The organism is Streptomyces sp. NPDC048506 (assembly GCF_040651315.1).
Lineage (GTDB): Bacteria > Actinomycetota > Actinomycetes > Streptomycetales > Streptomycetaceae > Streptomyces.
The window spans coordinates 95,150-107,395 of sequence record NZ_JBEZIX010000035.1 but is presented as its reverse complement, the minus strand read 5'-3'; the positions used below and the strand labels follow the sequence as shown (position 1 = coordinate 107,395).

General features: G+C 70.5%; 11 protein-coding genes and 1 tRNA gene. 6 read left to right on the top strand and 6 right to left on the bottom strand.

Annotated features, from left to right (window positions below):
* Positions 1–386 precede the first annotated feature (386 nt).
* Positions 387–887 carry a MarR family transcriptional regulator gene (locus AB0C96_RS27020; RefSeq protein ID WP_362920673.1) on the top strand — a complete coding sequence of 167 codons (501 nt, stop codon included), beginning with the start codon at positions 387–389 and terminating at the stop codon, positions 885–887.
* A 188-nt stretch (positions 888–1,075) separates the two neighbouring features.
* On the opposite strand, the gene AB0C96_RS27015 is transcribed toward AB0C96_RS27020, so the two are convergent.
* The gene (locus AB0C96_RS27015; RefSeq protein ID WP_362920671.1) at positions 1,076–2,599 is read right to left on the bottom strand and encodes an MFS transporter; all 1,524 of its coding nucleotides are present in this window, start codon (positions 2,597–2,599) and stop codon (positions 1,076–1,078) included.
* 275 nt (positions 2,600–2,874) lie between these two features.
* Positions 2,875–3,564, bottom strand: coding sequence for a TetR/AcrR family transcriptional regulator (locus AB0C96_RS27010; RefSeq protein WP_362920669.1), 690 nt, complete (start codon positions 3,562–3,564; stop codon positions 2,875–2,877).
* Between the two features lie 226 nt (positions 3,565–3,790).
* Here AB0C96_RS27010 and AB0C96_RS27005 point away from each other — a divergent pair, with 226 nt between their 5' ends.
* A complete protein-coding gene (locus AB0C96_RS27005; RefSeq protein WP_362920667.1) occupies positions 3,791–5,035 on the top strand; it encodes a M6 family metalloprotease domain-containing protein in 1,245 nt (414 codons plus the stop codon).
* 31 nt (positions 5,036–5,066) lie between these two features.
* Here AB0C96_RS27005 and AB0C96_RS27000 read toward each other — a convergent pair whose 3' ends face one another.
* Entirely contained in the window at positions 5,067–5,708 is a 642-nt protein-coding gene (locus AB0C96_RS27000) for a TetR family transcriptional regulator (RefSeq protein ID WP_362920665.1), read from the bottom strand.
* 121 nt (positions 5,709–5,829) lie between these two features.
* On the opposite strand from AB0C96_RS27000, the gene AB0C96_RS26995 reads away from it, so the two are divergent.
* From AB0C96_RS26995 to AB0C96_RS26985, 3 genes are all read left to right on the top strand, one after another.
* Positions 5,830–5,994 carry a hypothetical protein gene (locus tag AB0C96_RS26995; protein ID WP_362920663.1) on the top strand — a complete coding sequence of 55 codons (165 nt, stop codon included), beginning with the start codon at positions 5,830–5,832 and terminating at the stop codon, positions 5,992–5,994.
* The gene (locus AB0C96_RS26990; RefSeq protein ID WP_362920661.1) at positions 5,991–6,293 is read left to right on the top strand and encodes a hypothetical protein; all 303 of its coding nucleotides are present in this window, start codon (positions 5,991–5,993) and stop codon (positions 6,291–6,293) included. The genes AB0C96_RS26995 and AB0C96_RS26990 overlap by 4 nt, the downstream gene beginning before the upstream one ends.
* Before the next feature lie 94 nt (positions 6,294–6,387).
* Positions 6,388–6,463 (top strand) — tRNA-Arg (locus tag AB0C96_RS26985).
* Between the two features lie 244 nt (positions 6,464–6,707).
* Here AB0C96_RS26985 and AB0C96_RS26980 read toward each other — a convergent pair.
* The 3 genes from AB0C96_RS26980 to AB0C96_RS26970 all read right to left on the bottom strand — a co-directional run bounded on the left by AB0C96_RS26980 (position 6,708) and on the right by AB0C96_RS26970 (position 9,703).
* Positions 6,708–7,343 (bottom strand): hypothetical protein, encoded by a 636-nt coding sequence (locus tag AB0C96_RS26980; protein WP_362920659.1) that lies wholly within the window; start codon positions 7,341–7,343, stop codon positions 6,708–6,710.
* Positions 7,344–7,504: 161 nt separating this feature from the next.
* Complete coding sequence (locus AB0C96_RS26975; protein ID WP_362920657.1) at positions 7,505–8,788, bottom strand: DNA sulfur modification protein DndB; 1,284 nt, start codon at positions 8,786–8,788, stop codon at positions 7,505–7,507.
* Between the two features lie 333 nt (positions 8,789–9,121).
* On the bottom strand, positions 9,122–9,703 hold the full coding sequence (locus tag AB0C96_RS26970) for a hypothetical protein (RefSeq protein WP_362920655.1): 582 nt from the start codon (positions 9,701–9,703) through the stop codon (positions 9,122–9,124).
* A 261-nt stretch (positions 9,704–9,964) separates the two neighbouring features.
* On the opposite strand from AB0C96_RS26970, the gene AB0C96_RS26965 reads away from it, so the two are divergent.
* On the top strand, positions 9,965–12,172 hold the full coding sequence (locus AB0C96_RS26965; RefSeq protein ID WP_362920653.1) for an N-6 DNA methylase: 2,208 nt from the start codon (positions 9,965–9,967) through the stop codon (positions 12,170–12,172).
* Positions 12,173–12,246 lie beyond the last annotated feature (74 nt).

The window sequence follows — 12,246 nt, the reverse complement described above, 5'->3', positions numbered from 1 at the left end:
CACGGGAGGGGACGGGCCGGAGGGGCAGGGGTGTGGGACGTAAAGCGAAGCAGTCCCACACCCCTGCCCCGCAGGACCGTCACCGCACCCAACAAACCACGCCCGCCGCAGGCGCAACGGCGAGCAACACCCACGGCGGGAAAGCCGACAACGTGGGGAGGGCCCGCCGCAGGCGCAACGGCGACAAGCCACCACGGCGAGACAGCCAACAACGTGGGGCGAACGCCGGCCGCCAGGCCACCGCGTCACACTTGAGGTGAGTGGGTGCGACCGGAAGATCCAGCCACCGCATGAGCATGTGCTTGAATATTCAAGCGTTAGGAATCCAGCCCAATCCTGCGTTGTTAAAACTTAAATAACTCTCCGAGCGGTGAGAGAGTGATGGTATGAGCAACGAAGCCGCAGCAGCCGAGCCGCGCTGGCTCACCGACGAGGAGCAGTACGCCTGGCAGTGCTACCTCCACGCCACCACGCTCCTGGAGGATCACCTCGACCGTCAGCTGCAGCGCGACGCCGGGATGCCGCACGTCTACTACGGGCTGCTCGTCCAGTTGTCCCGTGCGCCGCGGCGTCGGTTGCGGATGACCGAGCTGGCCCAGAACGCCAAGATCACCCGTTCCCGGCTCTCGCACGCGATCGCCCGCCTGGAGAAGAACGGCTGGGTGCGCCGCGAGAACTGCCCCTCCGACAAGCGGGGCCAGAACGCCCACCTCACGGACGAGGGCATGCGGGTACTGGAGAAGGCCGCCCCCGGACACGTCGCCGCGGTCCGCGCCGCGATCTTCGACCGCCTCTCCACGCAGCAGGTCGGCCAACTCGCCGAGATCTGCCGCGTGATGACCGAAGGACTGCAACCGCAAGGCGCCGACCTCCCCTGGCTCCGCTGATCGTTCGGCGGAGCCGGAAGGGGCCGGCGCCCGTGTGGGTGAGCGGGGCCGAAGGGCCCGAACACGCAGGAGTGAGGTAGGAAAGCGGTAAGAATCCGGGACGGGTCGTCCCGGGGGGTGTCAGCCCCCGCGGAGCCGGTACGCCGCCACCGACGGCACCGCCCGGGCGCCCACCGCGCCGCCTCCGGTCAGTGCGCCATGACCGGGACGCGCACCTCGTCCTCCCGGGCCTCGCCCGCGCCGTCCTCCGAGGAGGCGACCGGCGAACCGCCGCCCGGGCGCCCGGTGTTGATGAGGGTGAAGGCGATCGCACCGGCCAGCAGCAGGATGCCGACCGCCCACCAGATGGCGGTGGTGTAGCCGTGCACCATCGACTGGAGCTTGAGCAGGTCCGCCGAGCGGGCGCCGGCCGCGTGCGAGGTGGCGTACGCGGTGGTGGCGCTGGCCGCGATGGTGTTCAGCAGCGCGGTACCGATCGCGCCGCCCACCTGCTGCGAGGTGTTGACCATCGCGGAGGCGACACCGGCGTCCCGCGGCTGGACCCCGTGCGTGGCCAGCGACATGGCCGGCATGAACGCCGTACCCATGCCGAGGCCCATCAGCAGGAAGCCGGGCAGGATCAGCGCCGGGTAGGACGTGTCCAGGTCGATCTGGGTCAGCACCAGCATGCCGAGCGCGGCGACCGTGAAGCCGGGCGCCATCAGCAGCCGCGGCCGGACCCGGGTCATCAGCCGGGCGCCGATCTGCGTCGAGCCGGTGATCATGCCGACGATCATCGGGAGGAACGCCAGACCGGTCACGACCGGCGTGTAGCCCTTCACGATCTGGAGGTAGTACGTCAGGAAGAGGAAGAGGCCGAACATGCCGATCACGGCCAGGCCCAGTGAGGCGTAGACGCCGGCGCGGTTGCGCTCGGCGACCACCCTCAGCGGCAGCAGCGGGGCCCGCACCTTCGACTCGACCAGCACGAACGACAGCAGCAGCACGATGGCCGCGGCGAACAGGCCGAGCGTCGGGCCGGCCAGCCAGCCGTCGGACTCGGCGCGGGTGAACCCGTAGACCAGCGAGACCAGGCCGAGCGTGGCCAGGACGACGCCGGGAACGTCCAGCCGGGAGGTGTTGCGGCTCCCCGAGGGCTCGCGGATGACCAGGAGGGCACCGGTCGCGGCGACCACGGCGAACGGGATGTTGACGAAGAAGGTCCAGCGCCAGTTCATGTACTCGGTCAGCAGACCGCCGAGGATGAGGCCCACGGCACCGCCACCACCGGCGATCGCACCGAAGATGCCGAACGCCTTGGCGCGCTCCTTGGCCTCGGTGAACGTCACCGCCAGCAGGGACAGCGCGGACGGCGCCAGCAGCGCACCGAAGACGCCCTGTAGCGCACGGGCGCCCAGCAGCACTCCCTCGTTGGCCGCCGCCCCACCGAGCGCGGAGGCGACCGCGAACCCGATCAGGCCGATGACGAAGGTCCGCTTGCGCCCCCACATGTCGGCGACGCGACCGCCGAAGAGCAGCAGACCGCCGAAGGCCAGTGCGTAGGCGGTGATCACCCACTGCCGGTTGGCGTCGGTGATGCCGAGGTCCGCCTGGGCGGAGGGCAGCGCGATGTTCACGATGGTCGCGTCGAGGACGACCATCAGCTGGGCGAGAGCGATGAATATCAGCGCTTTCCAGCGCCGGGGGTCGACGTGCGGAGCGGTTTCAGGCATGGGGGGATCCACCTACGTGATGCGAAGGGAGCGAAGAAGCGAAGAACGGGACGGATGGGCGAGTCAGCGAGCCAGCGAGCCAGCGGATGAGCGGGTCAGCGGGTCAGCGGGTCAGCGGGTGACGCAAGGAGAGTGAGGAACTGGACGGGCAGGACGAGTCGGGTGTTACGGGTGGGGGCGGACCGGACGTGCGGCACCGTTGCCGCACGCTGCCGGGACCGGACCCGGTGACCGGACCCGGTGACCGGTCACGGTGACCGGTCACCGACGACGGATCACGAGCGGCGCCTGAGGTCTTCCAAGGTCACCGCGGAACCGGGCAGTTGGGAGCGGGCGGGCGCCTGCAAGCCGTCCAGGAACAGCTGTAGATGCCGGTGCACGAACTTGTCGAAGTCCAGACAGCCTCCCCCGGACTCCGTCCGGGGGGACCCCCATCCCGGCAACGGCCGGGTGAGCTGGGTGATCGCGACCATCAGGTCACCGACGGCGATGTCGGTGCGCAGCTGACCGCTGTCGTGCGCGGCGCCCATCACGGCCTCGATGGCCGCCTCCAAGCGCTCGCGCGCCGCGTACAGATCGGGATGGTCACGGTCGATGCAGTCGGAGAGCAGGGAGCAGAGCGCCCCGATCCGCTCCTCCACCGCGTCGTGGACGAAGCGCCTCAGCGCTCGGAAGGCATCGGACTCCTCCGCAAGGGCACTCTCCGCGCGGTCCGCGGTACGGGACATGACGGAGAGCGTGACGTGGTGGATCAACTCCTGGCGATCCGCGAAGTGACGATAGAGCGTCGCATTGCCGACCCCCGCACGCCGAGCGATTTCATCGAGCGGGACCTCGGCCCCGAACTCGACCATCGTCTCGCGGGCAGCCGCGATGATCCGCTCCCGGTTGCGCAGGGCATCGGCCCTCAAACGGTGCGGCTTCCCCTGCGTCGCGGTCTTCGCACGGGCGGCGACGGCGGTCATACGACTCCCTCCTCACGATGGTCGATGCGGACACCTCTGGTGACCTGGTCCCGGCCCGCGAACCGGGGAGACGCTCCCCGGTTCAGCCGGACGTCTGGTTAAACGGGGAACCCCTCCCCGGATATTTCCCGGCCCGCCTGTGACCTGAGGCACACCCCGGGCGCGGTGACTCCAGTTGTCGTAACCCCGCGCGCGAGCGGCCGTCCGGCGGCCCAAGGTGAGCGGTATGAAGCACAAGGTATCCGCGGTGCTGGCTGCCGGCGCGGCCACCGCGACCGCCGCCATAGCGCTGGGCTCGCCGCCCAACGCGGCGGCCATACCTCCGGGGCCCGGGGTTCCCCCGAGTGGCCCCTGTGCCCTGCACGGCATCACCGACGACGTCGCCGAATCCGCCGACACCCCGACCGGCTTCGCCCGCTCCTCCGGCGTCGTACGGGCGCTGACGCTCTTCATCGACTTCCCGGACGCCCGCGCCACGATGTCGCCCAGCGCCCGCTTCGCCGAGTTCTTCCCCGCCGTGACGGACTTCTTCCGCACCAGCTCGTACGGCAGGCTGAGCTATCTGCCGATGCCGCTGTTCCGGTGGATCCGCATGTCACGGCCGCTCGCGGCGTACGGCATCCAGCGCGGCACCGACTTCGACGCGGCCTCGGGCAGCGGCTACCACGCGCTCGCCGAGGAGGTCGTCCGCGTCGTCGACCCGATCGTCAACTTCCGTGACTACGACGTCATCAACATCATCGCCGCCCCCAACGCGGGCCCGCCCGCCACCCGCACGGTCCTGTCGGTCACGTTCAGCGGCGGTGACATGGGGATGCGGACCGCCGACGGGGTGCCGTTCCGGAACACCTCGTTCATCTGGAGCCGGCAGGCCGGGCTGAGCGCCTTCCGCGTCCTCAACCACGAGAACGCGCACAGCTTCGGCCTGCCCGACCTCTACTACGCCGACGAGCGCCGCGCCCCGCCCCCCGTGGGCCACTGGGACCCGATGGACGAGGACTGGGGCCCGAGCAACGACTTCGTCGGCTGGCACAAGTGGAAGCTCGGCTGGTTCTCCGCCGACCAGGTGCACTGCGCTCCGCGCCACGGGACGCCCGGCGAACACACCCTGACCCCGATCTCCACGCCCGGCGGCACCAAGATCGTCGTCATGCCGACCTCGCCGCACACCGCCCTGGTGGTCGAGGCCCGCGCCCGGGGCCTGCTCGACCCCGCCGTCTGCCGGCCCGGCGTCCTGGTCTACCGCGTCGCCACCGACGTCCCCTCCGGCCGCGGCCCGCTCCGCATCGTGGACGCCACCCCGCACAGCGGCGGCTGCTACCCGAACGACGAATACGTCGACTCGGAGCTGACCGACGCCGCCTTCCGCCCCGGCCAGTCCTACACCGACCCCAGCGGCGCCTCGGTCACCGTCCTCACCGAGAACCAGGACGGCACCTACCGCGTACGGGTCACACCGGCCCGCGCCTGACGCACCGGCCGGGGAGCCGCCGCCGGGACGCTCACCCCTGCCCCTCCGCCCGCCAGTGCCGCCGCCCGATGCTGATCAGCCGCAGCTGCCGGCGCGCCGTCCGCACCACCTGTTCCGCCGCACCCGGCGCCCCGTCCTCCTCGGCGTCGAGCAGCGCCGCCGCCGTGGTCACCAGCCGGTCCACGTACAACTCGGCCAGCATCCGCACATCGTCGTCGCGCCACCCCTCCGACACCGGCTGGGACTTGAGCGCCGCCGCGACCTCCTCCGCGAACCGGTCCAGCTCACCGGCGATGGCCTGCCGCACGGCCCGTACGCCGCCGTGCCGCTCGCGCGCCACGAAGCGGATGTGCAGGGGGTGTTGCCGGACGTGCCGCTCGACGACCGCGACCGTACCGTCGATCCGCTCCTCGGCCCCGTCCTGCTCGGCGAGGATCGCGCGCACCATCACATGCAGGCTCCCCAGCGCCTCCTCGACGAGCGCGACGCCCAGCTCACCCATGTCCCGGAAGTGCCGGTAGAACGCGGTCGGGGCGATGCCCACCACCCGCGTCACCTCCCGCAGCCCCAGGCTGCTCAGGCTCTGCTCCCCCAACAGGCCGAGCGCGCCATCGAGCAGCGCCTGACGGGTCTTCTGTTTCTGGGCCTGACGGACTCCGAGAGTGTGACTCATGTCATCCAGTAAACAACCGTTCTCCGAACTTCTCCACTCATGGGGAGTCGTATGCTGGAGGCACTGAGTGAACAACTGTCCTCTGAAACTTCGGGCCTCCTCCGAACCGGAAAGGCGGATCATGCTCATCCTCGTCGCAGCCCTCCTCCTGATGGGGATCGCGCTGGGCACCGCGGCACACCTCCCCCTCCCCGTCACCCTCATCGCGGCGGCCGTCATCGCCGGCTGGCTGCTCGTCTTCTTCCTCCGCGAACGCCGCCACCAGGTCGAGGTGACCTCCCGATGACCGCACTCAGCGAAGCCACGCCGACCGCCACCGCAGCCACCGCAGCCACCTCCACCACTGCGCGCTCCCACGCCGACGGCATGGCCGTGGCCTCCTTCGTCCTCGGCCTGCTGGGCACCCTGGTCCTCAACCTCGTCCTCGGCCCCTGCGCCCTGATCCTCGGCGGACTGGCCCTGGCCCGCGGCACCACCCGCCGCGGCCGCGCACTCCTGGGCCTCGCCCTCGGCGCCGTCGACCTGCTCCTGCTCGCCTTCCTGGTGACCACGGACGGCACCGTCAGCTGGCACATCACCGGCTGACCCCACCACCCGCCACCCATCTCCCCCGGCACACCCCCCACACGATCAAAGCCCGAGGAACACATCCGCTACGCTGTCAGGGGCCCAGGCCCTTGCCTCCGTAGCTCAGGGGATAGAGCACCGCTCTCCTAAAGCGGGTGTCGCAGGTTCGAATCCTGCCGGGGGCACCATGCCTGACCAGGCACGATGCATGAGAAAGGCCCCTCGGAGTCGTCTCCGAGGGGCCTTTTGATCTTGTATGGGAACGAACATGGGAACGCGCCGTCAGGCAGCATCCTGCGTAAGCCGTGGGTGACTTCTCACGTTTCGTCCTCATCTAGCACGGCCGCCGCTGGCATGCCCCTGTCCACATCGGGGCTCTCAAGCCCGACAAACGACTTAGCGATCTCTGGCGGCGTTGATGCTCGCTGCGCGTCAGGTAACCCGGGAGCGCCGGTAGTCGGCGAGGCCGCCAGCGGCCCACAACGGGACCAGCCGCGGGAGTTCGGTGCGCGGGACAGCCCCGGGCACACACCGCAGGCCGAGCTTGGCGAGGGAGTCGGCGGCCTCATTAAGCGGGTGACCGGCGTGAGCCTTCTCATGGACGAACATCAGGTGCGGGGTGTACTCGGCGAGCAACTGCAGCTTGACCAGGCTGGGTCGGCGGCCCTGGGAGCGCAGGTGGGTGTCGTAGCCCTCGGGCATGTCCGTCCCGCCCTGCTGCCAGCTGTGCAGGTGCCTCAGCGCCTGCAGGTTGTCCACGCGGACCTCGATGGGCCGACCGGGGTGCGCGTGGAGGACCGCCTTGAGGCCCAAGTACACGGCGCGCAGTTCGGTGACGACCACGCGGGATCGGGGGCGCACGAGGTACTTCGGGTAGAGGTGGGCGCGCAGACCGGTGTGGCCAGTGGTGGCGAGATAGCCGGAGGCCACCCGGTCCGGGCCTACCGAGGCGTCCGTGGCCAGGACGATCGGCCCGGCGACGGCCTTGACCTTGTCGTTCACGCACACCTGGCGGCAAGTGGAGGTGGCGGGGCGGGGTGCGTGGGCGAGGGGAGAACGACGACCCATGACAGTTGTTGCCTCCTTGTCTTCGCAACAGAGCAGCTAGAGAGAGGGCGGGCGCGCGTGACGCCCGCCCAGCTTGGCCGTGTGGGTCGGGGTGCCATCAATGTGTTGCGATGGCCCTTGGAATCCGCCGGATGTGGAAGCTCTCCGGCGTTGTTGGTGGGTCAGATGCTGGCCGGGGCCTTCTTGTACCAGTCAGTGATCACCTTGGTGAGGTGCACGACGTTCTGCTGACGCATGATCGGGGCGGAAGCGTTCGGCTCGAAGTCCTCGTTCGCGGCCGTAGTACGCCAGATGCTGTCCTCGGTGACCGGGGCGGTCATGTGCCGGTCGAGTCGCTTGAAGAACTCCTGGATGTCACCGTCCTCGGCTCCGTCCTCCCGCAGGTTGCGGTAGACGCCGCCCAGGACACGGAGCATGCCCACCGAGCCCAGGAGCGAGGACTCGCGCAGCCTCATGGCCTTGGTGGGGGGCGCCGGCGGCTCGTTCTTCTTCTTTTCGGAGAGCGAGGGGTCGTAGTTGTCCACGTCCTCCTCGGTGATCTCCGCGAGCGCGGTGAAAGCGATGGAGATGACGTCCAGGAAGCCGCGGACGCTCTCGATGACCTCGTTGTCGGTCAGCGACTCGACCTTCTTGCTGACGCGGCCACCGGGGCCGGCGATGACGGCCCGCGTGATGTCGGCGACGTGCTTGGCGCCCATCAGGTTGCGGTTGGTCAGGGTCATCCGGTCCCGCTCGATGTCGATCTTGCCCAGGAAGAGGGGGTGGGTGACGATGTCGCTGAGCGTGCGGTTGGCGATGCGCGAGGTGTCGAAGCGGGCCCGGACGGCGCCGGAGATGCCCTTGGCGTTGTCCGCGACGTCGACGAACATCTGCTGCCCCTTGACGCCGTCGGGCTCCACGTAGATGTCGATGCCGACGAACTCGTCCTTGAGCCGCTGCATTCGGCCGATCAGGCCCTCGCGGTCCTGCTCCAGCTTCGCCTTCTTGGCCTCGTTGGCGCGGTGGATCTCCCGGTCGATGCGGGAGACCTCGTCCGTGATTCGCTTCTTCTCCAGGTGAACGCCGAGGATGCGGTGCTGGCCGTCGATCGTGATCAGACGTCCGATGCCGCCGATGGACCACGGGACGGTGAGGTAGCCGACCGAGCCGTCTTCGCTGATCGGCTCGAAGCGGCAGCCACCGGTGTCCCGGATGAGGAGGGCCGGAGCAACCCAACCGGGATTGTCGGCGAGGTACTGGCCGAAGCCCTTGGCGTGGGCGATGTCCACCTTGCGGTTGTCCGGGTCCGGCTTGGCCGGGTCGGGGATGGTGAGGATGACCGAGAGGTCGGCGAGCGGGATGCGCGTCGTGTAGACGGTCCGGCCGCCCTGGCTGGTGCGGATCGCCAGGTAAGTGGACTCCTCACGCACCAGGGAGAGGCGGGACGAGTCGACGGTGATGGTCATGGATGACTTCCTTTCCGAGCAGGTAGACCCTGGGGGCAGCAAGGGAGAGGGCAGGCAGCGCGTGAGCCCACCGGGTGGGGCGTGTGGGGCAGGCGTCGGCAGCGGTCGGCGGGTGGACCTGGCTGTGGACGGTGAGGAACCGCTCCGGGTCGGCGCGCGCGTCGGGTGCGGCGCGACCGGAGGCGAGGCGGTTATGCCCAGCCGGAACGACCCTCCGTATGGCCTTCTGTCGTCATGGCCGCGTTCGGCGGGCCGCAGGCGGCGGTGCCGAGACGGGAGGAACTGCCGGGTTCTACAGTCAGGTTCGGTACGGCGCGGGCTCCGGCTACGACATCAGTAGTTGCCGTTGCTCAGGATGTCGCCGTCAGCGTTGTAGACGGTCACAAGGCCGTTCTTGCTGGCCTTTCCACGGCTGGACTGGAAGTCCGCGAAGGCCGAGGCGAGCAGCTTGGCGTTGCCGGCGTCCGCGCTGACCAGGTCCCCGGTGTAGTCCGTGTAGATGTCGGCCGTGTCCAGGATGTCGTTCTTCTTGTCGGCGCCCTGGACCTTGGTGACGTGCGCCGCGGCCTCCCGCGTCTTCGCGGACTCGTGCTTCTTCACGTACGCCTTGAAGGCGTCGACGGTGGACTGCTGGGGCGTGACGTCCTTGGAGGAGCCGGCGCCCTTGGAGGACCCACTGCTCTTCGAGGAGCCGGTAGACGCGGCGGAGGTCTCGGCGCCCGCCGAGGAGTCGTCCGAGCCGGCCCCCGCCACGGACGCGATACCACCGATCACGATCACGGCCAGCACGGCGAGGCAACCCAGCTTGGCCTTGGACCGCTTCTTCGGCGGCACGGGAGGCTGCGGATAGCCCGGCTGCTGCGGGAACCCGGTCTGCTGCGCGTAGCCCGGCTGCTGCGGGGGCTGGGTGGTCATCTGGGTTCCTCCTGTTGCGATGCGCGATGGCCGTGGGTGGAGCGATCCGATGCGCGGCGCGGACTTAACAGAGCACCGGGCCGCCGCTTCCACTCGGAAGCAAGACTAGATAAGCATGAAACTGAAAGCACCGTCAAACAGGTTCACAGACTTGACGGCCGCTATAATGTGTTAACCGTCCACTGTCCGACTGGCCCGAGAGGTGCGGAACCCCACGCCATGCCCCAGCAGCCACCAGCCCAACCGGCGCCGTCAGCACACGTGACAGCCGCCGAGATCTCGCGCATCGCAGGGGTCACTCGCGCCACTGTCAGCAACTGGCGCCGCCGCCACGACGACTTCCCCGCCCCCAGCGCAGGCACGGAGACCAGCCCCCTCTACGACCTGCCGGCCGTCCAGGCATGGCTGCGTGGACGCGGGCACACCTCCACCGCCTCGCCGACCGAGGAGCTGCGTACGGCGCTACGGCTACTGGGCCCCGGCTCCGAGGTGGCCGCGCGACTGTTCCCGCTGGTGGCTGCCGCGTCCCGCCGCACGCCGCAGGAGCTGGCCGAACTCGCCACCCTGTCCGACGACCAGCTGGTCGCCCGAGCGGAGAAGTCCGCGAGCGAGCTCCCGGTTGCCATGCCCGAGGCCGAGCCGTTCCACTACGGTCCGGACGGCGTGGGCGTGCTCCGCGCACTGCTGGGCTGCGTCCGTGAGGCGGGGGCACAGGCCGCCGTCGACGTCCTCGCCGAACGCGAACTGGACGAAGGCGCCGCCAGCGGCGTCTACCAGACCCCGGAGGGCCTGGCCCTGCTCATGGCACGGCTCCTGCCCGCTGGCGCGTCCCGCGTCCTCGACCCCGCCTGCGGCAGCGGCACGCTCCTCGCTGCCGCCGCCCGGCAGGGCGCGCGGGGGCTGTACGGGCAGGACTCGATTGCCGTCCAGGGCCGGCGCACCGCGATCCGGCTGCTGCTCACCGCACCCGAGGCCGAGACGACGATCCGCGTCGGCGACAGCCTGCGCGCCGACGCCTTCCCCGACGTCACCGTGGACGCCGTCCTGTGCAACCCTCCGTTCGCCGACCGCGACTGGGGTCACGACGAGCTGGCCTACGACCCGAGGTGGGCGTACGGGGTCCCGCCGCGTTTCGAATCCGAACTGGCCTGGGTGCAGCACGCCCTCGCACACCTAGAGCCCGGCGGCCACGCGGTCATGCTGCTGCCGCCCGCGCTCGCCTTCCGCTCCTCCGGCCGCCGCATCCGCGCGGAACTCATCCGCAGCGGGGCCCTGCGCGCCGTCGTCTCACTTCCCGCACGTGCCGCGTATCCGCTCCACATCGGCTTGCAGGTCTGGGTGTTCCAACGCCCCGAGCCGGGCGCCACTGACCGTACGACGGTGCTGTTCGTCGACGGGGAGGGCGAGCAGCGGGACGGCGCCGCGGGCACGCCGTCCGCCACCGATACGGCCACGCCCGGCGCCGGCACCCGCGGCGGCGCACGCCCCCGCCGATCCGGCTCTTCCTCTTCCGCCGCATCCTCTGCCTCCGCCTCCTCCTTCGACTGGGCGGGGCTGACCGACCGGGTCCTCGGCCAGTGGGCCGCGTTCACCACCGCCCCCGACACCTACGCCGACGAGCCCGGCGTCGCCCGCGCGGTGCCGCTCGTCGACCTCCTCGACGACGTCGTCGACGTCACCCCGGCCCGCCACGTGCGGGCGACCGCGGCCGACATCGACCCCGCCGCCCTGTCCCGCCGCGTCCACGACCTGCACGAGCAACTGGCCGAGCAGGTCGCCGCTCTGGCGGCCGCCTCCGCTTCCGGCGGGTGGCAGCCGTCCGGGGCCTCGGCCCGCGAGTGGCGTACGGCGACCGTCTCCGACCTGGCGCGCGGTGGGGCCCTGACCGTGCTGCGGGCGGCCCCGTCCGGCACACGGGGCTCCAAGGGCTCCGCCGCCCCCACCATGGACCGGCCGGTCCTCACCGCCTCGGACATCTCCGCCGGTAGGCCCCCGTCCACCAGGGCCGTCGACCTCCACGCGGACGCCGCGCAAGCCGTCGCCGCCGGAGACGTCCTCGTACGCTCCATCGCGAGCGGCGGCGACGCGGCCGCGATGACCCGAGTCGCAGACGAACAGGACGCCAGAGCCCTGCTCGGTCCGCACATCCACCTCCTGCGCCCCGACCCGGCCCGCCTCGACCCGTGGTTCCTGGCCGGGTTCCTCGGCGCCGAGGACAACATCGCCTCCGCGTCCACCGGCAGCACCCACGTGCACGTCACACCGGGCCGCCTGCGCGTACCGCTGCTGCCCCTGGAGGAACAGCGGCGGTACGGGGAGGCCTTCCGCCGCGTCTACGAACTGCGCGCGGCCGTCCGCCGCACCGCCGCCCTCGCCGCCGACACCGCGGCCACCCTGACCACTGGCCTCACCGCCGGCGTACTCCTGCCACCGGACAGCCCGGACACCCCGGACACCCATTCCGCCTGAAACGCCCAACACGTCCGACCGCACACGACCACACTGGATCCCTGCCGTCCCACGCCCGGACGGTGCTCTTCGGA

Coding starts and splice junctions, on each gene's coding strand:
- AB0C96_RS26995 (WP_362920663.1), top strand. CDS start 5,830: ATGCTCATCCTCGTCGCAGCCCTCCTCCTGATGGGGATCGCGCTGGGC.
- AB0C96_RS27000 (WP_362920665.1), bottom strand. CDS start 5,708: ATGAGTCACACTCTCGGAGTCCGTCAGGCCCAGAAACAGAAGACCCGT.
- AB0C96_RS27010 (WP_362920669.1), bottom strand. CDS start 3,564: ATGACCGCCGTCGCCGCCCGTGCGAAGACCGCGACGCAGGGGAAGCCG.
- AB0C96_RS26980 (WP_362920659.1), bottom strand. CDS start 7,343: ATGGGTCGTCGTTCTCCCCTCGCCCACGCACCCCGCCCCGCCACCTCC.
- AB0C96_RS27020 (WP_362920673.1), top strand. CDS start 387: ATGAGCAACGAAGCCGCAGCAGCCGAGCCGCGCTGGCTCACCGACGAG.
- AB0C96_RS27005 (WP_362920667.1), top strand. CDS start 3,791: ATGAAGCACAAGGTATCCGCGGTGCTGGCTGCCGGCGCGGCCACCGCG.
- AB0C96_RS26970 (WP_362920655.1), bottom strand. CDS start 9,703: ATGACCACCCAGCCCCCGCAGCAGCCGGGCTACGCGCAGCAGACCGGG.
- AB0C96_RS26975 (WP_362920657.1), bottom strand. CDS start 8,788: ATGACCATCACCGTCGACTCGTCCCGCCTCTCCCTGGTGCGTGAGGAG.
- AB0C96_RS26990 (WP_362920661.1), top strand. CDS start 5,991: ATGACCGCACTCAGCGAAGCCACGCCGACCGCCACCGCAGCCACCGCA.
- AB0C96_RS27015 (WP_362920671.1), bottom strand. CDS start 2,599: ATGCCTGAAACCGCTCCGCACGTCGACCCCCGGCGCTGGAAAGCGCTG.